The organism is Hyphomicrobium sp. DMF-1, from assembly GCF_027886585.1.
Taxonomy (GTDB): domain Bacteria; phylum Pseudomonadota; class Alphaproteobacteria; order Rhizobiales; family Hyphomicrobiaceae; genus Hyphomicrobium_C; species Hyphomicrobium_C zavarzinii.
The window spans coordinates 1664487-1685236 of the sequence record NZ_CP115706.1; the positions used below are offsets into that span (position 1 = coordinate 1664487).

Consider the following 20750-nt stretch of genomic DNA (forward strand, 5'->3'; position numbering starts at 1 on the left):
TCCCATGGCTGTCATCGCGATCGACAATGTGGGCAAGACGTACGGCACACATGCCGTTCTGGACGGTGTGAGCTTCTCCGTTCCGGAAGGGCGGTGTCTTGCTCTCATCGGACATAACGGGGCGGGGAAGACGACGCTGATGAAGCTCATCCTGGGGCTCATCACGCCGACATGCGGGAAGATCACCGTGCTCGGCTGCGATCCGGCGCGCGCGGGCAAGGAATTCCGGCACGCGCTCGGGTTTCTGCCGGAGAACGTCGCCTTCCACGACGAGCTGACGGGAACGGACACGCTGACCTTCTATGCGCGGCTCAAGGGGCTCGGATGGCCGGAGGTCAGACCGCTTCTCGATCGCGTCGGATTGCTTCACGCCGCGGAGCGACGAGTGAAAACGTACTCCAAGGGGATGCGTCAGCGGCTCGGGCTGGCGCAAGCGCTGCTCGGGCAGCCCAAGCTCCTTTTGCTCGACGAGCCGACGACCGGCCTCGATCCGGTCTCGCGGCAGGAATTCTTCGGGATCATTCGCGATCTGACGGCCGGGGGAACCTCGGTCATCCTGTCGTCGCACATTCTGACGGAGCTAGAAGCGCAGACGAATTTCGTCGCCATTCTGCGCGAGGGGCAGCTCGCAGCTTTCGGTGATCTCGACGTGCTGCGGGCGGAGGCGAACCTTCCGGTAAGCGTGCGGATCAAAGGGAATGCGCCCGCGATCGCGCAGGGCTTGAACGGGTCCTATCACAAGGTGCTGGGACCTGATCGGGGAAGCATCGAGGTTGATTGTCCGGCGGTGCAAAAAATGGCGCTGTTGCGCACGCTCGCAGAGTTTGGGGACCTTTGCTCGGACATTGAGGTGCGGGTTCCGAGCCTGGACGATCTCTATCTGCACTACAGCGGCCGGCCGTCGGTGACAATCGAGGAGACGGGATCATGACCAGCATCCTCATTCTGGCGTCGAAAGAGTTCCGGGACGGCTTGCGCAACCGCTGGGTCGCGGCTGCTACACTGCTGCTCGCGGCATTGGCGTTCGCACTGACGTTGCTCGGCTCATCGCCGACGGGTCTCCTCGATGTCAAGCCGCTCGCGACGACGGTGGTCAGCATCTCGAGCCTTACGATTTTTCTGGTTCCTCTGATCGCGCTGATGCTCGGTTATGACGCCATCGTGGGCGAATCTGAGCGGGGGTGCCTGCTCCTCATGCTCACCTATCCGGTGTCGCGGACCGAGATCATCGTTGGAAAATTCCTAGGGCATGGCGCCATTCTCGCGGTGGCTACGGTGGTGGGCTATGGCGCGGCAGGCGCGGCGGCGGCCTGGACCGGCAGCGCGGATGCCGAAAGCTGGCGAGCGTTCGGTGCGCTGCTCGTGAGTTCGGTTCTGCTCGGGCTTTCGTTCCTGGCTCTCGCCTATCTCATCAGCGTCCTGGTGACGGAGCGGAGCACGGCGGCGGGGCTGGCAGTCGGTCTCTGGCTTCTCTTCATCATCGTGTTCGATCTCGCGCTTATGGGTTTCCTGGTTGCGAGCAAAGGCGCGATGGGGCGTGAGGTGTTTCCGAGCCTTCTGCTGCTCAATCCGGCGGATGCCTATCGTCTCTTCAACCTCAGCGCGTTCGAAAATGTTCGCAAGATCTCGGGCATGGCGGGACTGTCGGCCACGGCGCACTTCGCGCCGGCGGTGCTGCTGCTTTCTCTCGTGGCCTGGATCGCGGCGCCGCTGGCGGCGGCCATCGCCATCTTCAGCAGGAGGGAAGCATGAGGCGGGGGCTTACACTCGTTCTCGGACTCGCGCTTTCGCTTGCGGCTTGCGGCGAGGAAAGCGCGAAGATGGCGGCGGTTCCGCGCGAGCCGGGGCCGGATGCGACCGGCTTCTATTGCAGCATGACGCTCAAGGAGCACCAAGGCCCGAAAGGGCAGATCCTTCTCAAGGGCGTCGGTGATCCGTTCTGGTTCTCGTCCGTGCGCGACGCGCTCACCTATGTGAACCACGATCTCGTGAGCGATGCGGACGTGGCCGGGTTTTGGGTGAATGACATGACGGAAGGAAGCTGGGAGACGCCTGCGCCCAAGTCCTGGATCGATGCACGCTCTGCTTGGTTCGTGGTGGGGAGCGGCAAGGAGACGGCCATGGGAGGGCTCGAAGCGGTTCCGTTCAAGGGGCGCGTCGCGGCGGAGAAGTTCGCCAGCGCCGAAGGCGGGCGAGTGGCCGACTACGAGAGCGTTCTCCGCGCGCTGGCGGATGAAGAAATCGAGAAAGGTGGAGGGACCTGATGACATCTACGGGTGGCTCGGCGCGCCTCGATCGCCGGCGCTTCATCGCGATTGCCGCGGCGGCTGGCGGCTCGTTGCTGCTTCCGGGCCTCAGCCGTGCAGGGGGGCTCGAAACGATCACGTGGCGCGGTGTGGTTCTCGGTGCGGAAGCCTCGCTCACGCTGCAGCATTCGGATGCCGCGGAGGCCCATGGGGCAATCGAGGCATGCTTGGTGGAAGCGGCGCGGCTGGAGCGCATTTTCAGTCTCTTCGATCCCGAGAGCTCCATCGCGCGGCTGAACGCGACCGGGGTGCTCGAGGACGCGCCGGCCGATTTTCGTGTGCTGTTGAGCGATGCACTCGATTTGGCCCAACGTTCCGATGGGGCATTCGATCCGACCATCCAGCCGCTTTGGGCGCTCTATGCGCGCCATTTCAACCAGCAAGGGGCGGCGCGGTCCGGCCCTGCGAGGGCGGATATCGAGGCCGCATTGTCGCTCGTGGGCTGGCGGAAAGTTTTCATGGAAGGCGGGCGCGTTCGCTTGCTCAAGTCCGGCATGGCCGTGACGCTCAATGGTATCGCGCAGGGTTACATCACGGACAAGGTGGGCGATCTGCTGAGGGCTCGCGGTTTCTCTCATGTGCTCGTAAACATGGGCGAGCAGCTGGCGTTGGGGCCTAAGGGAGGCGGGGAGGCCTGGACGATCGGGATCTCGGATCCGCGCAGTCCCGATCGCGTCATTGAGAAACTGCCTGTGATGGGCGGCGCGGTGGCGACGTCCGGCGGCTACGGTTGCCGGTTCGATCCAGACGGGCGGTTCACGCACATGCTCGATCCGGCGACCGGCGCTCCGGCGCGCGAATGGGCGAGCATGACTGTCGTCGCGGAGCGGGCGGCCATTGCGGATGGCTTGTCGACTGCGCTTTCCATCGTTCCGGACCCCGCCCGCCTGCTGCGTGATGGAGTCCGTGCCTATGGCGTGCCGAAGGGAGAGAGCGTGGGCTTCTGGCTCTGATCCTTTTCCGCGGACGGTTCAAAATAAAAGACCCCGTGAGACTACGCTCTCTCACGGGGTCTTTTAATTGCTTTCGCGCAGCGCGCCGGCGGCCGGGCGGTCTCAGAAGTTGATGAGAGCGCCGAGGCTGATGAGATCCGCGTCGTCGAGATTGGTCGCGGCGGGCGAGAGAGCAGCTCCGCTCATATCCGCCTCATAGTGCTGGTACTTGAGGTAGACGGTCATCGCGGCCGCGTCGATCTCCTGAGCGATGCCACCGCCGAAACGGTCCATCGTGCTGGAGGTTGCGCCAAGAGCGAGGGCGGCGGGGCCGAGCTGGTCGATGTACTGGGCGTAGTCGCCGTAGATGACGGTTGCGCCGAGCGGGAGCCAGGCTTTGCGGATTCCGCTCTTTACGTACCAGTGCTCGCCATTCTTGGCGCGCCGGCCGTTCAGCAGCAGCGTGTCGTTGTTGTCCTCATATCCGTAGGCGGCATGCACGAACAAACCGGTTGCGAGGTGCTGGGCGTAGCCGCCGACCTGGAAGAACTGCGAATCCTTGTCCCGTGCGACGGCCGCGCCCGTGGTGGTCTCGTCGTGCATTTCTGAGTAGCCGACGCCGAAGGCGAGCTTGAAGCCAGAGACCTCTCCCGCGTAGCGGCCCGCGATCTCCCAGAAGTCGTCCTCGCCCCACGATGCGGAGAAGGAGAAACCGCCGATCGTCGGCGTGTCGTAGCGCACGCCGTTCATCACGATGCCGTTGCAGTCGCCGCCCAAGGGAAGCGCTTGCGAATAGCAGAAGGCAAGCTGGCCCCACGTCAAAGACGTAGGGTTGAGATCGCCGCCTGAGCGGATGATGAGCTGCGGAAAGCCGGCGAGGAACGTGTAGTTGTCGATGATCTGTGTTCCGGATGCGTCTGTGAACATGGCCGCGCTCTTGGCGGCGTGGGCCATGCGTCCGATGCTGACCTTTCCGAGATCCTTGTTCTGCAGATACCAGAATGCCATCTGCGCGTTTGGCGGATCGTTCTTGGTGGCGTTGAACTGATTGATGGCGTTGGCGCCGCCGGAGAACGCGTTTCCGGTGAGGTCCTGGATCCGTAACAGGTAGCCAGCCGTCCAGCCCGGGACGATGGTCGCCTGGCCGTTGAACTTGACGTGCGAGGTCTGCGTGGGGCCGAGGCCGTGAATGTAGGTGTTGGATTCGCCGCCATCGTCCCAATGAGTAATTTCCTGGGCGATATAGCCGGAGATCGTGAGCGAGACCTTGCGCGTTCCCTTTCGCGCGGTGGTGGCCTCTAGCTCGGCGATACGCTCCTCCAGATCGGCGCAACACGAGCCGCCCAGATCGGCGGCAACGGCCTGCGAGCCGAAGGCTGCCGACAGCCCGATTGCTGCGGCAACTGCTTTCATTTGCCAAGACATTCCCATCCCCCCAGATGGAATGCGCCCGGCGCTGCCGAACGCATTTCGAATCATATCCCTAAATATCTACCAGATCGGCGCTGTACTGACGTATCGGAGATCAAGAAAAGGCATATGCATATCGAAAAACAACAGGCGTTTTCTGATTTGGCTCAGAATGTTCAAGGCCTGCGCATCATGCTGCCGCGATGAGCAGCGAGACGTTCTGCCCTCCGAATCCGAACGAGTTGGACAGGACGGTACGGACGTTCGCCGCGCGCCCCTGGTTTCCGACGGCATCGACCGGGATTTCCGGATCGGGCGGCGCGTAGTTGATGGTGGGCGGCAAAAAGCCGTTCTGGATGGTGAGTAGCGAGACGACGGCCTCGATGGCGCCCGATGCGGAGAGCGTGTGGCCGATCATGGACTTGTTCGAGCTGACCGGCGTTGAAGCAAGGTGGTCTCCGAGCACGGCTTTGAGCGACAGATATTCCATCTTGTCGTTCTCAGGCGTGCTGGTGCCGTGGGCGTTGACGTAGTCGATTTCCTCCGGTGCCGCGCCCGCGTCCAGAAGGGCGTTGCGGATCGCGCCGATGATGGCCGTGCCGTCCGGCTTGGAGCGGGTGCGGTGGTAGTCGTCGGCTTTTTCGCCGCATCCGCGCACGACGCCCAGGATCTCCGCGCCGCGGGCAACAGCGGATTGATAGGATTCGAGTACAAGGGCGCCCGCGCCCTCGGCCATCACGAAGCCGTCGCGCTCTTTCGAGAAGGGGCGTGAGGCGGCCTCGGGCGCATCGTTGCGGGTCGATAGCGCGGACAGCAGAGAGAACCGGATCAACGCCTCGATCTGAACCGAGCTGTCGGTTCCGATGCACAAAGCCGCGTCCGTATCGCCTCGCCGGATAGCTTCCACGCCGAGCTGGATGGCCGTCGCTCCGGATGCGCAAGCGGTCGATATCGAGACAGGGAGTCCCTGCGTGCCGAGCTCGCCCGAAACACGTTCGGCGACGCTTGCGAACTGACACAGCGACTGCAATTCGCTCCAGTTCCCTGCGCGTGCGGCGGCGAGCAGGCGCTTGTAGCCCCTTTCCGAGCCGGCGGCCTGATCATAGAGCGCGCGGCGTTGCGGCCATTCGATCTCAGCCGGCGGTGTCGCCAGATAGAGCGGTCCTGGAAAGGCCGCTTTCGATCCGATGCGGGCCTGCTCGATCGCCTCGCTGCCTGCGGCGAGTGCCATGGCCGCCGACAAGGCCGCCGCCGAGTAGGGTGCGACTTCCATGAAGTCGACGGTTCCGGCGATGGTGGTCCGCAGTCCTTCTGTGGGAAAGCGGCTGATGGTCCGAATGCCTGATTTCCCCTGCGAGAGAGCCGCCCAGTTGTCGGCTTTCCCCCTGCCGAGCGAGGTGACAAGGCCCATGCCAGTGACCGCGACGAGGGGGCGGCCTTTGCTGTCCTGGTATACGCTGCTCATGGCAACCTCACGCTACGGCTTCGACAAGGGCCAAGCCCTCGCCGCGCCAGTGTCCGACACCTGTTACGAGCACGCGCTGCGGAGGCGCGGAGAGAGGCTGCTCGATGCTCTCCGGTCCGCCCGGAGGCGGGAGCCGTCCGCTCTTCAATGCGAGGGCGGCGAGTGCGATGCCGGCCGGGAACTGCGCCTCGACACCGTGCCCCAGCAAGCTGCCGTAGGCCCGCACGATTGGGTTCAGGTTCTGGGAGGCGAGCTGGGTGAGGAAGACGCGCTCCTCGCACGTCGCGGGGCGCTTGCCGCTCGCACCGCTGAGGGTTGGCAATTCGCCATCCGGCAGGAGGCCGCGCATGCGCCCGAGAAGGTCTGCGAGCGTTCGCACGATCGCGCCTCTTTCGCGCTGAGTGTGTCCGGTTTCGACCGCAACAAGGCGCCCGTAAGGCTTTGCCTTGCGCGCGTCTGCGTGCGCTTTCGATTCAAGCACTACGAATGCGCCGATGCTGCCGGGAACGAATCCGCCGCCGTCCTCACGGTCCCAAACAGGGCAATGGCTGCCGCGCCACAGGTTATGGCCGATCTCATATCCGAGAAGGAGATCCTCGCGCTCGGCGTTCAGCGCGCCGCCGACGAGAATGAGGTCGGCCTGGCCGGCGGCAATCCGGCGATGGGCGTTTTCCAGCGCCGCGAGCCCCGCCATCTCTTCACCCATGAACGTTCGCGACGAGCCGGTGACGTTGTGGACGATCGAAATGTTTCCCGCGAGCATGTTCGAGAGCTGGGCGAGAAACAGCGTCGGTCTCAACGCGCTCGGAAGGACCTCCTTGGCCAGCAGGGCCGCGTCGTCTCGCGGACCGAGCTTTTCCAGCACCTCGCAATCCACTTTCGTGTCGCGCTCGCCGCTTCCGGCGGCGACCACGAGGTCGGTCCGGTCGAGCAGCTCCGGATTACGCGCAATGCCGGCATCGGAGAGCGCGAGGCCGGCTGCGTAGACACCGATCCTCTGCCACAGCTCCATCTGGCGCTGATCGCTCTTCTTGGGGATCTCGCGCGAGAAGTCGACCTCGGCAAAGGGGTGCACCGGGTAGGGCGCGTAGCGCGCCTCGTCCACAGCCGGGGTCACGGGCGCGCCGGAGAAGAGCCGGGCGAGATGCGCTTCCGCATCCGCGCCGAGGGAGCTCGCAAGGCCAACGCCGGTGATCAGGACCTCGTTGCTGCTCGTCTTTAGGGTCACGTGCAACTCCGCTCGCTACAAGGTGACGAGGATTTTTCCGAATACGTTGCGCTCTTCGAGGCGCGCCAAGCCTTTTTCCAGCTCGTCCAGTCCGATGACGGTATCGATCGTGGGTGTGACGAGGCCTTTGGCCATCTTCTCCATCACGCTCTGCATGTTGCTCATGCGGCATCCGAAGCTGCCGATCAGGCGAAGCTGCTGCTGGAACAGAAGATAAAGGTTGGTGCTGGCGGCGACGCCGGTGGTGGATCCGCACGTGACGAGGCGTCCGCCACGCTTGAGCGACATGATGCTGCCTTCCCAGGTGGCCGGGCCTACGTGCTCGAACACGACGTCCACGCCGCGGCGTCCCGTGATCTTGCGCACGCGCCCTTCGAAGCGCTCCTCGCGGTAGTTGATGACATGGTCGGCCCCGAGCGCGCGTGCCCTCTTGGCTTTCTCCTCGCTTCCAACGGTGGTGATCACTGTGGCGCCGGCGGCCTTTGCAAGCTGGATCGCCGCAGTTCCGATGCCGCTTCCGCCAGCCTGGATGAGAATGGTTTCTCCAGCCTTCAGTTGCGCATTGTCGAACAGCATGTGCTCGACGGTGCCGAAGGTAATGGGCGCACAGGCGGCGGACGTCGCGTCGAGACCACGCGGCGCCTTGACGGCGATGCGGGCCGGAACGTTGACCCGCTCCTGCAGGAATCCGTCGCGGTGGAAGCCATACATGTTGGCCTGGGCTTCGCAGAAGTTGTCGCGCCCCTCGAGGCAGGCCGCGCAGTGTCCGCAGGTCTCGGCGCCATAGAGTGCGACCACGTCGCCGCGGAACAGGGTCTCGACGGCATCGCCGACGGCGATCACCTCGCCCGCCGCTTCGGCTCCGAGAACGATCGGCAACTCACGCTTGGCGAAGGCCATGCCCCGCCAGCTCCACACGTCGATGTGATTGAGCGCCACGGCGCGAATGCGCACCGTCACCTCGTCCGGGGCCGGTGGTGGCGGCACGTCGTGGGTGCTGAGCACCACATGCCGCTGCCCCCTAAGCTCTGCTGCCCGTATTGTCGTGCTGCGCATCCGCACACCTTCGCTGCCGTACATGATGGTCATCGTCTTTCGTGAGATGGTTGGGGGTTGCCCTTGCGTTCCGTCATGCCGGCTCTCCGGAGAACACGACGCACACGTTCTGTCCGCCGAAGCCGAACGAGTTCGACAGAACCGTTCTGACGCGGGCTCGTCGGCTTTGCTCCGGAACCACATCGAGCGGCAGATCGGGATCGGGGTCGTAGTTGAGCGTGGGAGGTAGAACGCCTCTCTCGAGCGTGAGGATGGAGAACACCGCTTCCACCGAGCCCGCCGCGATCAGCGTGTGCCCGACCATGGATTTGTTGGAGCTGATCGGCGTGCGCAGAAGATGATCTCCCAGCACCGCCCTCAGCGAGAGGGTTTCCATCTTGTCGTTCTCGGGTGTGCTGGTGCCGTGAGCGTTGATGTAGTCGATCTCGTGGGGCTCCACGCCGGCGTCGGCGAGCGTTTTGCGAATAGCGCCGATCATGGCGGCGCCGTCCGGCTTCGAGCGGGTGCGATGAAATTCATCCGCTTTCTCGCCGCAGCCGCGCACGACGCCGAGGATTTTCGCGCCTCTTGCCTTTGCCGCGTCATAGGATTCGAGGACGAGCGCGCCTGCGCCTTCCGCCATGACGAAGCCGTCGCGTGTTCTCGAAAACGGTTTTGAAGCCTTCGTAGGCTCCGAGTTGGCGGTGGAGAGCGCTGAGAGAAGCGAGAAGCGGATCAATCCTTCAGGATGAACGGTCGCGTCCGTGCCGATGCAGAGGGCTGCGTCCGTCGCGCCGCGCCGGATGGCTTCGAGACCGAGCTGGATGGTGGTGGCGCCGGATGCGCAGGCGGTGCAGACGGAGAGGGGGGCGCCTTCCGTGCCGAAGCGCTGCTTCAAATGATCCGCGATGGCTGAAAAGCGGACGTGGCGTGCGAGGCCCCCGAATCTCTCACGGCGCGCGTTGGCGAGCAGACGTTTGTAGCCGGTGAGCGCGTTGTTGGGATGAGCGTCGTAGATCTCGCGCAGGTGCGGCCATTCGAACTCGGACGGCGGCGTGGCCACGATCAGAGGTCCGGGGAAAGAGGCGGTGCGGCCGATCTTCGCCTGCGAGATCGCCTCTTCGGCTGCGGACTCGGCCATTGCGGTTGAGAGGTCGAATGCCGAGTAGGGGGCGACATCGAGATCGTCGACAGTGCCCGCGATGGTGGTCTTGAGGCCTTGCGTAGAGAACCGCCTGATCGGCTTGATACCGGAATGGCCTGCAACGAGCCTGCTCCAGCATGTCTCGGCGCCAACGCCGAGCGATGTCACGAGGCCGAGCCCCGTAACAACCACTACGGGCCGGCCCTTGTGATCGAGAGTTCTGCTGGCCATTCCGTCAGATCCTCACTCCGTCAGGTCTCACCAGGCCGATTGGACCAGTGCCAGGCCTTCGCCGCGCCAATGACCGAAGGCCGTCACCAGGATCCGATCCGGGCGCATGTCTGAGGCGTGCTCGACCTCCGATGTCTCGAACGGCGGATAGAAGGTGTCGTGGGAGACCGCCATGGCTGCGAGCGCCAAGCCGACGACGAAATGGGCTTCAAGCGTATGGCCGAGCACGCTACCCCACGCGCGGATCAGTGGCGTGAAGCCGCGCCGCTCGAGTCCTGCGAGAAAGAGCAGCTCTTCCGATGTCGGGAGCTCCACGCCGCTCGCGCCGGAGAGGACGCCGAGGACGCCCGTTTCGGGTGTGATGCCGAGGCGGCCGAAGAGGCGGGCGCCGGCCGCTGCGGCATCGCCCGCCCGCCGCCGCGAGCTGTCGGATACGACGTTTGCGATACGAGCGTAGGGAAGCGCGCCGCGGCGGTGCGCATGGTTGCTTGCTTCGAGAACCAGAAATGCGCCCACGCTTCCGGGCACCAATCCGCCGCCTTGCTCGCGGCGCTGCCAGACAGAGCGATACGGCCCCTGGTAGAGCGAGCCTGCAACCTCGCAGCCGAGGAGCGCGTCGTCCCGTTCCGCATTGAGCGCGCCGCCGACGAGGAACAGCTCGCCCTGGCCGGATTGAATGCGGCTGACCGCGTCCTCCACGGCCGAGACACCCGCCATCTCCTCACCCTTGAAGGTGCGGGACGAGCCGGTGGCCTTGTGGATGATGGAAATGTTTCCGGCGAGGAGATTGGAGAGCTGGCCCAGGTAAAGCGTCGGCCGAAGCCCGGTGGCAAGCTCCTGGTTGAGGTAGGCGCCGCTCTCTCCCGTGCTGCCGATGGCGGCCAGAATGCGGCTGTCGAGGGCGAGATCCCGCTCTCCGTTTCCAGCCGCGATACAGAGGTCCGTTCGGTCGAGCAGGGCTGGATCTTTGCTGAGGTTGGCGTCTGCCAGCGCGAGACCGGCCGCATAGACGCCAATTCTCTGCCAGCGCTCCATCTGCTTCTGGTCGCTGGTCTTTGGAATCTGTTTGGAGAAGTCGATGTCGACGAGCGGATGCACGGTGTAGGGGGCGAAGCGCTGAGGATCGATCACCGGGCGTTGCGGCCCGTTGCTGAGACGATTCCAATGCGCCGCCGCGCCTTCGGCCAGAGAGCTGACGAGGCCAATGCCCGTGATCCAGACGTCGTCTTGCACGTTGGGCATCAGCCGGCTTCCGCGTTTTTCAGGAATCCCAGCCGCTGGCCCTCACGGCGGACGTGCTGCTCCAGGGCCGGCGTGGGGAATGCAATCGTGCGCATGGTGAGCTGGGCGTCGCTCACGCGCGTGCCTTCGCATTCGAGGCTCGTCGTCATGACTGCGTATCCGGACCCGGCGTGAAGGCAGTCCGCCTTCACCTTGAGCACCGATCCCGGCAGCACGAATGATCTGAAGTTCGCGGTCTTTGCGCTTGCGAAGAACGGCATGCGTGCGAAGCCGTTCTGGGCCATCAGCAGATAGCCCGCGGCTTGCGCCATGGTCTCGAGAAGCAGAACTCCCGGCATGATGCGATAGCCCGGGAAATGTCCGTCGAAGACGGGGCTTTCGTAGGGAACGCGGGCGATGGCCACGATGGACAAGCGCTCGACGTCGATCGTCTCGACCTCGTCGAGCATCTGGAAATTCTCAAGACGCATTTTGCTGCCGCCTTACTCGGCGAGCGCGGCGCGCAGGGAATCTATTTGCGAGCAGAGATTGCCGACGATGAAGTACTCGTCCCCCTTGTCCTTGCCCTCGTTGACCCGACCCATCCAGTCCTCGACGGGAAGCTTGATCCCGAACGCCTGATCGATTTCGAAGGTGATATCGAGGAAGGCGAGGCTGTCGACCTCAAGGTCTTTCATGACATGACTCTGCGGCGTGATCCGCTCCAGAGGTATGTCGCTGGTCGAGGAGATAATGCCGGCAACGGTTTCATAAGTTGAGGCCATCTGCATGCTCCCAGTCCAGATATGCGCGCGAGTTTACGTATCAATCGCGTGGCGCTGAGAGATCCGTGATGTGAATCTGGCCAGCACGATTTCGTGGCTAGTAGCAGCGGCGTCCGGAAGGCCGCTTAACACAAGTCAAACGTGCAGACGATCGCGTTGGCTATCGCTTCCTGAGACAGAAGAACCGGGGCGAAACCTTAACGATGACGAGTGGATCGGATCGCCTTCTCGAGCTCAGGACCGGACAGACGGAACGCCTTGTCCGCACCATTACTGCTGAGGATGTGGCCGCATTCGCGCGCCTTTCCGGGGATACAAATGCACTGCACCTCGACGACGAGTTCGCGGCAAGGACGGAGTTCGGACAGCGTGTCGTCCATGGCTTTCTGAACGCAAGCCTGCTTTCCACGCTCGTCGGCACGAAGCTTCCGGGGCGTGGGGCGCTCTATGTGTCGCAGAGCATCGAGTTCACGCGGCCGGTGTTCATCGGAGATACGGTCGAGGCGCGCGCGACGGTCGAGAAGATCGATACGGAAACGCGTCTCGTCACACTCGCGACGGCGATTTCGCGGGCCGACAACGATTGTGTGATGCGCGGAACGGCAACGGTGAAGGTGCTTCGCCTCGCGGAGCAGGAGAAGCGGGCCGTAGAGCCGGTTCAAGACGGGGCGCGTCTTCTCGATGGGCGTGTCGCTCTCGTGACGGGAGCGTCGCGCGGAATCGGGCGCGCGGTGGCGCGGCTGCTTGCGCAACATGGCGCGCGTGTGTGGATCAACTATCACAAGAGCCAGACGGCTGCCGAAGGGCTCGCGCGGGAGATCTCTGAAGCAGGTGGATGGTGCCGTCCGGTTCAAGCTGACGTGAGCCGAGGCGACGACGTGACGCGGATGCTGGACGCAATCCGCGCCGAGGGTGCGCTCGATATTCTGGTCAACAACGCGGGTCCGAAAATTCAGTCAGCGCCGTTCTCGCGCCTCGAATGGGCGGCGGTGGCGAAGACCCACGACGATATCGTGGGCAGCACCTTCCGCGTCACTCAGGCCGCGTTGCCGGCGTTGAAGGCGCGCCGCGGGGTCGTCATCAACATTCTGTCCTCGGCGGCGCTCGGGCGTACCGCGCACAACTGGATGCCCTACGTGGGTGCCAAGGCGGCCTTGCACGCGATGAGCAAGAACCTGGCGCAGGAGCTGGGGCCGGATGGCGTGAGGGTCAATCTCGTCTCGCCGTCGATGGTGGATACCGATCTCGTGGCGAACGTTCCGGAGCGGATGCGGGAGATGACCATCTCGCGGACGCCGCTGCGCCGGCTTGCGACGCCGGAGGATGTTGCCGGCGCCGTTCTGATGCTCGCTTCACCCTATGCTGCTTTCATCACCGGAGAGAACCTGCTCGTGACGGGCGGGGAGCACATGCTCTGAGGAGAGAAGGGAATGTCATCGGTGTCTCTGGAGCGCGGAAATCCCCGTAAGAATCCACCGGTCAAAAGCCCGGGCGTGCGGCTTGCGCCGGACAAGAAGATCGATGAGATCATCGAGGCGGCTATCGACGCCGCGCCGGAATGCGTGCGCCAGCGCGTCATTCTGCCGTCCATCGATTGGTCGCTCGTCAGCCCGCACAATGTCGGCCTGCTTCTCGGATCTCTGGCGCAGGCCCGCATGGCAGTTCCTGGCTGGCTGGCCAAGAGCCTGCTGGTCGCCGGGCACACTATCAGCGAAGATCTCGCGCGGTCGCTTCGCGGCGCACACGCGGTGCTCAATCGGCTAAACTGCGCGAGCGGCGAGCTTCATGAGCGGGATGCGATTTCTGCGGCGCTCGGCACGCTCGCGCTCGATGCCGACCTAGATCCCGAGCTTGTCGTCGCGATCATCCGGAGGCTCGTTGCGCTGAGCTGGGACAGCGAAGCGCTTCACCTCGCGCTTTCACAACTTCATCGCGTGCCCAACGCGCTGAAACCCGCGGCAGAGCTGTTCGGCAAGCATGTTGCTGGTCTGCCTGCCGCGCGAATGCGCGTGTCTGGCTTTTCGACCATTCATTCATTCGCTGAGATGCTGACGCCCGCTTTTGCCGCGCAAGGATGGCGTGCGGACGTCAGAGAGGGTGATTTTGGAAGTGCATTGACCGATCTTATCGCGCCGCCGGAAGGTGTCGACGCACTCGTTCTTCTTCTCGATCTCGACGGCATCCTTCAGCGCAACTGGCGGCAGCCGGCAGGTGAGCTTCTGGCGGTGCTCACCGAGCGTGCGGATATGCTTGGCAGCGCGCTCGACGTGTTCTCGTCACGCGCGGGCGTTCCGCTGCTGATCAGTACAATTCCCGTGCCGGCAGCACCGGGGATCGGTTTTCTCGACCGTCATCATGCGGCCGGTGTGCGGAACGCAGTCGATACCATCAACAGGCGGATACTCGACGCGGCTGCGGCATCGAGCCGGATCGTTGTGATCGACGCAGACCACGCTCTCTCGACGCTTCCCGCACGCGATCAGGTCGATCCGAAGCTCTGGTATTACGGCCGCCTTCCCTATTCGTCGGAGGCGACGCGGCTTCTGGCCTTTGCGTTCGCGGATGCCTGGAAGCTTCTCAAGCGCGGCCCCGCGAAGGTGGTGGCTGTCGATTTCGACAACACGCTGTGGGGCGGTGTCTACGGAGACGACGGTCTCGAGCGGCTTGCCTGTGGAGACGATTTTCCGGGCAATGCCTTCCTCGGCCTTCAGCAGGAGTGTCTGAGGCTCAAGGGGCAGGGGCTCCTGCTCGTCGGCCTCAGCAAGAACAATCCTGATGCGATGTCCGTGTTCGGGCGGCATCTCGGCATGGCGCTCAAGGCGGAAGATTTCGCCTCCGTGGCCGTCAACTGGGAGCCGAAGCCGGACAACATCCGCAAAATTGCGCGCGAGCTCAATCTCGGGCTCGACAGTTTCCTTTTTCTCGACGACAGCCCGCACGAGCGCGAGGCCATGCGGCGGCTCTGTCCGGAGGTTCTCGTTCCGGAAATGCCGCTGGATCCGGCTGAGCGGCCGCTGTGGCTGCGCCGGCTCGTGGCCACCTGGCCGGTGCGCCTCACCGCGGAAGATGAGGCGCGAGCGGATCTCTACGAGGTGGGGCGCAAAGCCGAAGCGGCAAAGGCCGAGGCGTCTAGCCTCGAGGATTATCTCAGAGGATTGGAGCAACGGCTCGTTCTGAGTTTCGTCGGGCGGGACACCTTGGTGCGGGTCGCTCAGATGCACCAGAGAACCAATCAGTTCAATCTCACGACGAGACGCCTCACGGAATCGGAGATCGCCGGGATTGCAGGAGACGAGGGCCGCGGGATCGTGGTGCTCGGAAAGGTCTCCGACAGGTTCGGAGACCACGGCATCGTCATCGTCGCGACCGTCGTCATTCACGAACGCGAAGCCGTCATTCACACGCTGTTGATGAGCTGCCGCGTGATCGGCCGTGAGGTCGAGCGCGCCTTTCTCGGGGAGTTGCTGCGGGAGTTGCGCCAGCGTGGCGTGACCCAGGTGCGCGGCGACTACATCCCGACCGCCAAGAACGCAATGGTGCGGGATTTTTACGAGAATGCCGGCTTCACGGCGTCGCGCTCCGACGACGAGGGCGCTACCGCTTGGAGCCTTACGATCGGCAAGAAGAAATTGCCGGCATCGAAATTCGTGACCGTGAGCTGGGAGACCTGAATGGATACGTGCCCGATCAGAGAAGAGCTGTCGTATCCGGAGATCGCATCGATCTTTTCGGACGTTTTTCAGTATGCGGGGCCGGTGGCGCGAGAGACCTCGCCGGACGATGTGGAGCGTTGGGATTCGCTGCAGCACATCGCGCTGATCCGCGCGCTCGAAACCACGTTCTCAATTCGTCTTTCCATGGATGAGATGATGGAGATCCGCAGTGCGGGCGACATCGAGAATATTCTTCAGCGGCATGGCGTGTGAGCGCGCGCCGGCTGCTTTCTAGCATCCGCTTTCACGGATTTTTGATGCAAAGGCGGCGCTGTAAATTGCTGCGTTTTCCGCTGACCCACGTCGCTGTGGCAATAAGACCTGACTGTATTTGTCCTGAATCAACTGCGAATCCCCTGTGATCGCGCATGAGGGAGTATCAGGACAATCAGAAGGCCGGGCTCGCCGAATATGGACGCAGCCGATTGGGACATCATCAAGTCCACCCCGCTTTTCGGTGCGATGGCATCGCAGACGGCGCAGGCGCTTGTGGGAAATACCACTCCCCGCTGCCACGAGAAGGGGATCACGCTTTTCCTTCAGGGTGAGCCGGCGTCCGCCTTTTTCATCGTGCTCGACGGCTGGGTTAAGATCTATCGGACGACGCCCGATGGGCTCGAGGTGGTTCTTCACGTCTTCAAGCGCGGTGAGACGCTCGCCGAGGCTGCGATCTTTCTCGGCGGACGCTATCCGGCGAGTGCTGAGACGGTTTCCGCCGCGCGTATCCTGAGGGTCGACGGAGCCGCTTTCCGCTCGCGCATCGAGGAGCGTCCGGCGCTGGCAATGGCGATGCTCGCGTCTGCTTCCTATCAGCTCAAATCCCTGGTCGAGCAGATCGAGCAGATCAAGGTCAGATCTGCGCCGCAGCGGATCGCGGACTTTCTGGTGCGGATGACGCAGGTTCGCAAGGGTCCCGCCGTGATCGAGCTTCCGTTCGAGAAGGGTCTGCTTGCGAACCGCCTCGGCATGAAGCCCGAGAGCTTCTCGCGTGCGCTCGCGCAGTTGCGCTCATATGGCGTCACCGTCGAGCGCGGTACGGTGTGCATCGCCGACGTCGCGGGCCTTCTCGGATTCGTCGAGTACGCGGACGAAGACGACGCCTAGGATTTCCATCCTTCCTTAACTGTCGCCACCATCACAAGCGCGTGAGTCTCCGCGTTCGCGGGGCTTCGGCCTGTTCGGGTTTAACGAAAGTCAAAATATCGCAGGCGCCTCGCGCGGATAGTGCGCGCGGGGCTGAAACGGCCCCTCTCGTTACGATAACAAGGAGGAAAGCCGATGAAGTATATCGATCCCGCCGTGTTCGGTGGAAACGTCACCACGACGTGGGTTGCGCCTGCTTACTGCGACGTGCGCCTCGGCTTCGAGGTCACCGCCTACGTCTACGTTCGCTGACGGGGAGCAGGGACTGGCGTGGTCCCTGTGAAGGTGGAGAGGAGCACATGGACGTCGAAAGGCGGCTCAGACCCGAGGACGTGGTCGAGCTAAATCCCAACTATCACTTCCGATGGGAAGAGCCGCAGCAAGCGCATGTGCTCCTCTACCCCGAGGGCATCGTGAAGCTCAACACAACGGCGGCTGCGATCCTCGAGGCCTGTACCGGAGCCCCGTCCATCGCGGCGGGAACGGCGGAGCTCGCTCGCCGCTATCAGAAGCGCAATCTCAGCGCAGAAGTCTTGAAGTTCTTGGAGGTGGCTCATGCCAAAGGCTGGATCCGGCTTAAGTCTTGACGGCCTCGGCATGCCCCTTTGGCTCGTCCTCGAGCTTACGTACAAATGTCCGCTCAAATGTCCGTGGTGCAGCAATCCGGTCGATTTCGACCAGTACCGCAAGGAGCTGACCACTGAGGAGTGGAAGGACGTTCTGCGTGAGGGGCGGAAGATGGGCGCCTTGCAGCTCGGGTTCACCGGCGGCGAGCCCATGCTGCGGCGTGATCTCGAGGAGCTGGTCGAGGAGGCGGACCGGCTCGGCTATTACACCAACCTGATCACCTCGGGCGTGGGGCTTTCCATCGAACGGCTAAAGGCTCTCAAGAAGGCCGGCCTCAAGCAGATCCAGCTCAGCATCCAGGCGACCGACCGGGAGCTCAGCGAGAAGCTCGTCGGGCTCGACGTGTTCGAGCACAAGATCGAGATCGCCCGCACGATCAAAGCCGAGGGGTTCCCCATGGTGATGAACGTGCCGGTGAGCCGCTACAACATCGAGCAGACGGAAGCATTCATCGAGCTCGCGGCCGATCTCGGTGTGGAGTATCTCGAGTTTGCGAACCTGCAATACTACAATTGGGCGCTGCTCAACCGTGCGGAGCTGCTGCCCACGCGCGAGCAGCTTGCCCGCTCCGAAGCTCAGGTGAATGCGGCGCGAGAGCGTCTCGGCAAGAAGCTCACGATCTATTTCGTGGTGCCGGACTATCATGACAAGCGCCCCAAAGCGTGCATGAACGGCTGGGGCTCCATCCATCTCACGATCGCGCCGGATGGCACGGCGCTGCCCTGCCAGGAAGCCCGCCTCATCAAGGGCATCAAGTTCCCGAACGTGCGCGAGCACGGGCTGGATTGGATCTGGCGGGATTCGCCGGGCTTCAACCAGTTTCGCGGTGACGGGTGGATGAAGGAGCCGTGCCGGAGCTGCAGCGAGCGCGAGAAGGATTTCGGCGGCTGCCGGTGCCAGGCATTCCTGCTTACGGGAGATGCATCCAATACGGATCCCGTCTGCGCGAAGTCGCCGGACCGTCACATCATCGACGCTTTGCTCAGCACGGCCGAGGAGCGCGGCCCGGCCAGCAAGAAGCCTCTGATCATGCGGGCCAGGGGGCTTCTGAAGCGCAAGGTGTTCGCGGACCGTTGAGGCGGAGACGCGCGCCCTCGGGGCGGGTGGTCAATCGGAAAAAAGAATGGAACTTGGGTCGATCGATCTCGCAGCCCGCTTGCTGCATGTGGCGGGCGTCATCATCTGGATTGGGCACAACTGGGTGAACGTGGTGAACAACCCGGCGTTCCGGCGCGTGCTTCCGGCAGATCCGCCGGAGGCGGTGCGCGCGGTATTCATCGGTGCTTCGAAGCGCGAGCACGGCATCTTCCGCCATGCCTCCCTCGTGGTTCTGGCGACTGGTCTTTACATGCTGTGGCGGCGCGGCGATCTCGTGGACGCGCTGACGCTCTCCGGGCCTTCGGCGGTGATCGGCCTCGGGGCCTGGATCGGGTTCGCCATGGTCTTGAACCTCTGGTTCGTTCTCTGGCCGCACCAGAAGAAGGTTCTGGGCTTCATTCCGGCACCGACCGAGGAGCGCCTTCGGTGCGCGCGCATCACGTTCCTGTCGTCGCGCACCAACACGGTGCTGTCGTCGGTCACGCTGCTTCTGATGCTCGCCGGGGCGCATGGCGGGCTATCCTTCGGTTGAGGGGGAAGGGGCGTGACGGTCTACAGCTTCGCCTCCAGTCACGCTCCGTTGCCTCAAGACGTTCTGGCGGCGCTCAGTGATGACGTTGCCGAGTGGAAGCACAGCGGCTTCTCCGCGCTCGAGCTGCCGTTCACGGGCAAGGACTTCGCCGACATCCTGGCGCTCACCGAGCACGAATTGAGGGCTCTTCTCGATCTTCCGGAGGCGTACAGGGTTCTGTTTCTGCAAGGGGGGGCTTCGGCACAGTTCGCGCTTCTGCCGATGAACCTGCTCGGGAGCGCGTCTCACTGCGATTACGTGCAGACGGGGCACTGGTCGAAGCGTGCCATCAAGGAAGCAGCGGCCTGGTGCGATGTGCGCGTGGCGGCGGTCGGAAGCGTGGGAGAGCTGCCGGTGCCCTGCTCCTGGGATACCTCTCCGGATGCTGCCTATTGCCACTACACCAGCAACGAGACCGCCGAAGGGCTCCAGTTCCAGTGCTATCCCGAGATCTCGGATGTGCCGCTGGTCGCGGACATGACGGCGGACTTTCTGACCCGGCCGATCCCCGTCGAGCGGTTCGGTCTCATCTATGCGAGCGCGCAGAAGAACCTCGGCGCGGCCGGCCTCACGATCGTGATCGTGAGGGAGGATCTGCTGGGACGTGGCCGCTCCGGCATTCCCGCGCCTTTCAGCTACGCGCGGCAGGCGGAAGCCAAATCCAAGGTCAACACGCCGCCGACGTTCTCCGTGCTGGTGGCTTGCCGGATGCTTGGGTGGCTGCGCGGGTGCGGCGGGCTAGATGCCATGGCGGAGCGGAACGGACAGAAGAGCGCCAAGCTCTACGCCGCGCTCGATGGAGACTTCTACCGGTGCGTGGCGTCGCCGGGTTCCCGGTCGCCGATCAGCGTGTGTTTTCGCCTGCCTGATTCCGCGCTCGACGTGCTGTTCGTCGAGGAGGCGCGTGCGCGCGGGCTTTTTCATCTTCAGGGGCATCCGCAAGTCGGGGGGATTCGGGCCTCCCTCTACAACGCCGTGCCGGAGTGCGCGGTGGATGCGCTGGTGAGCTTCATGTCCGATTTCAAACGCCGGAGAGGGTGATGACGCAAGGTGTGCGGGAGAGAAGTCCGTTTCGCTACGGGGAGCGGACTGCGGGAACAAGCCCCATTCGGCCGCTCGGGCAACGAGGCGTCACCGCGCTGGGGCTCGCTTTCCCCAATCCGCTCGGCCTGGCTGCGGGCTTCGATCGCACAGGCGAGCTGATCTCCTCCTTGCGACCGCATGGGTTCGGGCATGTGGAGATCGGGACGATCACGCCTGCGACAGGATTTTCGGGTGCTTTGAAGCGCACGTCCTCGTTGATGCGCGTCGGTGTCAACATCGGCAGCGCGCGCCCTGGATTGGACGATCGGGTCATCGAAGATTACGTGGCGATGCTGAAGCAGGTTTCACGGTTCAGCGACTACGTCGTCGCGAACCTGACCGCGCCGACGCTGCGCCGGGATGGCAACACCGCGGGCGTCGACAAGCTGGTGAAGCGCTTGAGCATCGCGCGCGACGTGCTCTCCGCAGTGGAGGGGCATCGCGTTCCGCTGCTTCTCAAGATTGAGGCTGGGGTCCGTGACACGCGTTTTCCGGCCGCGGTGATGGCGGCGCGTGTGGGTGGCATCGATGGCGTGGTGCTGGTGTCGGATTGCGTCGAGCGGATTGGTGCGATCTCGTCTTATCTCGATGGGATTTCGGTCATATCAGTGGGCGGTGTCCGGACGACGGAGGACGTGGTGGCGCGGCTTGCGGCAGGCGCGTCGCTCGTTCAGGTTCATGGCGCGTTCGCGAACAGCGGCGCGGCGCGCGTCCGGCGCATTTTGAAGGAGCTCAGGGCCCACGGATGAGGCAAGGGG

At 63.8% G+C, this 20750-nt stretch carries 22 protein-coding genes; 14 read left to right on the top strand and 8 right to left on the bottom strand.

The genetic code is table 11. The features are described from left to right. Nucleotides 1-4: 4 nt before the first annotated feature. From PE058_RS07400 to PE058_RS07415, 4 genes are read left to right on the top strand one after another with little or no spacing between them, the layout of a single operon-like run. Nucleotides 5-931: an ABC transporter ATP-binding protein gene (locus PE058_RS07400; protein WP_020087073.1), complete on the top strand. Its 927-nt coding sequence runs from the start codon at nt 5-7 to the stop codon at nt 929-931. Next, nucleotides 928-1752 carry an ABC transporter permease gene (locus PE058_RS07405; RefSeq protein ID WP_271030255.1) on the top strand — a complete coding sequence of 275 codons (825 nt, stop codon included), beginning with the start codon at nt 928-930 and terminating at the stop codon, nt 1750-1752. Before PE058_RS07400 ends, PE058_RS07405 begins: the two co-directional genes overlap by 4 nt. Further along, nucleotides 1749-2264 carry a nitrous oxide reductase accessory protein NosL gene (locus PE058_RS07410; protein ID WP_020087071.1) on the top strand — a complete coding sequence of 172 codons (516 nt, stop codon included), beginning with the start codon at nt 1749-1751 and terminating at the stop codon, nt 2262-2264. Before PE058_RS07405 ends, PE058_RS07410 begins: the two co-directional genes overlap by 4 nt. Next, complete coding sequence (locus PE058_RS07415) at nt 2264-3259, top strand: FAD:protein FMN transferase (RefSeq protein WP_271030256.1); 996 nt, start codon at nt 2264-2266, stop codon at nt 3257-3259. The genes PE058_RS07410 and PE058_RS07415 overlap by 1 nt, the downstream gene beginning before the upstream one ends. Nucleotides 3260-3361: 102 nt before the next feature. Here PE058_RS07415 and PE058_RS07420 read toward each other — a convergent pair whose 3' ends face one another. The 8 genes from PE058_RS07420 to PE058_RS07455 form a co-directional block, all read right to left on the bottom strand. Next, the gene (locus PE058_RS07420) at nt 3362-4651 is read right to left on the bottom strand and encodes a porin (protein ID WP_271030257.1); all 1290 of its coding nucleotides are present in this window, start codon (nt 4649-4651) and stop codon (nt 3362-3364) included. Nucleotides 4652-4838: 187 nt separating this feature from the next. Continuing rightward, entirely contained in the window at nt 4839-6113 is a 1275-nt protein-coding gene (locus tag PE058_RS07425; protein WP_271030258.1) for a beta-ketoacyl-ACP synthase, read from the bottom strand. Between the two features lie 7 nt (nt 6114-6120). After that, the gene (locus PE058_RS07430) at nt 6121-7341 is read right to left on the bottom strand and encodes a beta-ketoacyl-ACP synthase (RefSeq protein ID WP_333780417.1); all 1221 of its coding nucleotides are present in this window, start codon (nt 7339-7341) and stop codon (nt 6121-6123) included. 15 nt (nt 7342-7356) lie between these two features. Then, the gene (locus PE058_RS07435; RefSeq protein WP_026868201.1) at nt 7357-8382 is read right to left on the bottom strand and encodes a zinc-binding dehydrogenase; all 1026 of its coding nucleotides are present in this window, start codon (nt 8380-8382) and stop codon (nt 7357-7359) included. A gap of 88 nt (nt 8383-8470) precedes the next feature. Then, nucleotides 8471-9751, bottom strand: coding sequence for a beta-ketoacyl-ACP synthase (locus tag PE058_RS07440; RefSeq protein WP_271030260.1), 1281 nt, complete (start codon nt 9749-9751; stop codon nt 8471-8473). Between the two features lie 27 nt (nt 9752-9778). Further along, the gene (locus PE058_RS07445; RefSeq protein WP_271030261.1) at nt 9779-10993 is read right to left on the bottom strand and encodes a beta-ketoacyl-ACP synthase; all 1215 of its coding nucleotides are present in this window, start codon (nt 10991-10993) and stop codon (nt 9779-9781) included. Beyond that, nucleotides 10993-11463 carry a 3-hydroxyacyl-ACP dehydratase FabZ family protein gene (locus PE058_RS07450; protein WP_026868200.1) on the bottom strand — a complete coding sequence of 157 codons (471 nt, stop codon included), beginning with the start codon at nt 11461-11463 and terminating at the stop codon, nt 10993-10995. Before PE058_RS07450 ends, PE058_RS07445 begins: the two co-directional genes overlap by 1 nt. A 12-nt stretch (nt 11464-11475) precedes the next feature. Beyond that, nucleotides 11476-11757, bottom strand: coding sequence for an acyl carrier protein (locus PE058_RS07455; RefSeq protein ID WP_020087061.1), 282 nt, complete (start codon nt 11755-11757; stop codon nt 11476-11478). A 203-nt stretch (nt 11758-11960) separates the two neighbouring features. On the opposite strand from PE058_RS07455, the gene PE058_RS07460 reads away from it, so the two are divergent. The 10 genes from PE058_RS07460 (at nt 11961) to PE058_RS07505 (ending at nt 20741) form a co-directional block, all read left to right on the top strand. Beyond that, nucleotides 11961-13175, top strand: coding sequence for an SDR family oxidoreductase (locus PE058_RS07460; RefSeq protein ID WP_020087060.1), 1215 nt, complete (start codon nt 11961-11963; stop codon nt 13173-13175). 12 nt (nt 13176-13187) lie between these two features. Beyond that, on the top strand, nt 13188-15428 hold the full coding sequence (locus tag PE058_RS07465; protein ID WP_271030262.1) for an HAD-IIIC family phosphatase: 2241 nt from the start codon (nt 13188-13190) through the stop codon (nt 15426-15428). Beyond that, nucleotides 15429-15683 carry an acyl carrier protein gene (locus PE058_RS07470; RefSeq protein WP_020087058.1) on the top strand — a complete coding sequence of 85 codons (255 nt, stop codon included), beginning with the start codon at nt 15429-15431 and terminating at the stop codon, nt 15681-15683. It begins immediately after the preceding gene. 198 nt (nt 15684-15881) lie between these two features. Continuing rightward, a complete protein-coding gene (locus tag PE058_RS07475; RefSeq protein ID WP_020087057.1) occupies nt 15882-16574 on the top strand; it encodes a Crp/Fnr family transcriptional regulator in 693 nt (230 codons plus the stop codon). A gap of 174 nt (nt 16575-16748) precedes the next feature. Then, the gene (gene pqqA, locus PE058_RS07480) at nt 16749-16865 is read left to right on the top strand and encodes a pyrroloquinoline quinone precursor peptide PqqA (RefSeq protein WP_020087056.1); all 117 of its coding nucleotides are present in this window, start codon (nt 16749-16751) and stop codon (nt 16863-16865) included. 47 nt (nt 16866-16912) lie between these two features. Next, nucleotides 16913-17200: a pyrroloquinoline quinone biosynthesis peptide chaperone PqqD gene (gene pqqD, locus PE058_RS07485; protein WP_020087055.1), complete on the top strand. Its 288-nt coding sequence runs from the start codon at nt 16913-16915 to the stop codon at nt 17198-17200. Then, on the top strand, nt 17169-18317 hold the full coding sequence (gene pqqE, locus PE058_RS07490) for a pyrroloquinoline quinone biosynthesis protein PqqE (protein WP_026868197.1): 1149 nt from the start codon (nt 17169-17171) through the stop codon (nt 18315-18317). The genes pqqD and pqqE overlap by 32 nt, the downstream gene beginning before the upstream one ends. 46 nt (nt 18318-18363) lie before the next feature. Beyond that, nucleotides 18364-18870 carry a hypothetical protein gene (locus PE058_RS07495; RefSeq protein WP_271030263.1) on the top strand — a complete coding sequence of 169 codons (507 nt, stop codon included), beginning with the start codon at nt 18364-18366 and terminating at the stop codon, nt 18868-18870. A 12-nt stretch (nt 18871-18882) separates the two neighbouring features. Then, the gene (gene serC, locus PE058_RS07500) at nt 18883-19950 is read left to right on the top strand and encodes a 3-phosphoserine/phosphohydroxythreonine transaminase (RefSeq protein WP_271030264.1); all 1068 of its coding nucleotides are present in this window, start codon (nt 18883-18885) and stop codon (nt 19948-19950) included. Next, the gene (locus PE058_RS07505) at nt 19950-20741 is read left to right on the top strand and encodes a hypothetical protein (RefSeq protein WP_020087051.1); all 792 of its coding nucleotides are present in this window, start codon (nt 19950-19952) and stop codon (nt 20739-20741) included. The genes serC and PE058_RS07505 overlap by 1 nt, the downstream gene beginning before the upstream one ends. Nucleotides 20742-20750: the final 9 nt, after the last annotated feature.

Excerpts from the sequence above, each read along its gene's own strand:
- PE058_RS07470 (WP_020087058.1), top strand. The coding sequence starts at position 15,429 with ATGGATACGTGCCCGATCAGAGAAGAGCTGTCGTATCCGGAGATCGCA.
- pqqD (WP_020087055.1), top strand. The coding sequence starts at position 16,913 with ATGGACGTCGAAAGGCGGCTCAGACCCGAGGACGTGGTCGAGCTAAAT.
- PE058_RS07400 (WP_020087073.1), top strand. The coding sequence starts at position 5 with ATGGCTGTCATCGCGATCGACAATGTGGGCAAGACGTACGGCACACAT.
- PE058_RS07440 (WP_271030260.1), bottom strand. The coding sequence starts at position 9,751 with ATGGCCAGCAGAACTCTCGATCACAAGGGCCGGCCCGTAGTGGTTGTT.
- PE058_RS07495 (WP_271030263.1), top strand. The coding sequence starts at position 18,364 with ATGGAACTTGGGTCGATCGATCTCGCAGCCCGCTTGCTGCATGTGGCG.
- PE058_RS07465 (WP_271030262.1), top strand. The coding sequence starts at position 13,188 with ATGTCATCGGTGTCTCTGGAGCGCGGAAATCCCCGTAAGAATCCACCG.
- pqqA (WP_020087056.1), top strand. The coding sequence starts at position 16,749 with ATGAAGTATATCGATCCCGCCGTGTTCGGTGGAAACGTCACCACGACG.
- PE058_RS07410 (WP_020087071.1), top strand. The coding sequence starts at position 1,749 with ATGAGGCGGGGGCTTACACTCGTTCTCGGACTCGCGCTTTCGCTTGCG.
- PE058_RS07445 (WP_271030261.1), bottom strand. The coding sequence starts at position 10,993 with ATGCCCAACGTGCAAGACGACGTCTGGATCACGGGCATTGGCCTCGTC.
- PE058_RS07455 (WP_020087061.1), bottom strand. The coding sequence starts at position 11,757 with ATGGCCTCAACTTATGAAACCGTTGCCGGCATTATCTCCTCGACCAGC.
- PE058_RS07460 (WP_020087060.1), top strand. The coding sequence starts at position 11,961 with ATGACGAGTGGATCGGATCGCCTTCTCGAGCTCAGGACCGGACAGACG.
- PE058_RS07450 (WP_026868200.1), bottom strand. The coding sequence starts at position 11,463 with ATGCGTCTTGAGAATTTCCAGATGCTCGACGAGGTCGAGACGATCGAC.
- PE058_RS07420 (WP_271030257.1), bottom strand. The coding sequence starts at position 4,651 with ATGAAAGCAGTTGCCGCAGCAATCGGGCTGTCGGCAGCCTTCGGCTCG.
- pqqE (WP_026868197.1), top strand. The coding sequence starts at position 17,169 with ATGCCAAAGGCTGGATCCGGCTTAAGTCTTGACGGCCTCGGCATGCCC.
- PE058_RS07415 (WP_271030256.1), top strand. The coding sequence starts at position 2,264 with ATGACATCTACGGGTGGCTCGGCGCGCCTCGATCGCCGGCGCTTCATC.
- PE058_RS07475 (WP_020087057.1), top strand. The coding sequence starts at position 15,882 with ATGGACGCAGCCGATTGGGACATCATCAAGTCCACCCCGCTTTTCGGT.
- PE058_RS07425 (WP_271030258.1), bottom strand. The coding sequence starts at position 6,113 with ATGAGCAGCGTATACCAGGACAGCAAAGGCCGCCCCCTCGTCGCGGTC.
- PE058_RS07405 (WP_271030255.1), top strand. The coding sequence starts at position 928 with ATGACCAGCATCCTCATTCTGGCGTCGAAAGAGTTCCGGGACGGCTTG.
- PE058_RS07505 (WP_020087051.1), top strand. The coding sequence starts at position 19,950 with ATGACGCAAGGTGTGCGGGAGAGAAGTCCGTTTCGCTACGGGGAGCGG.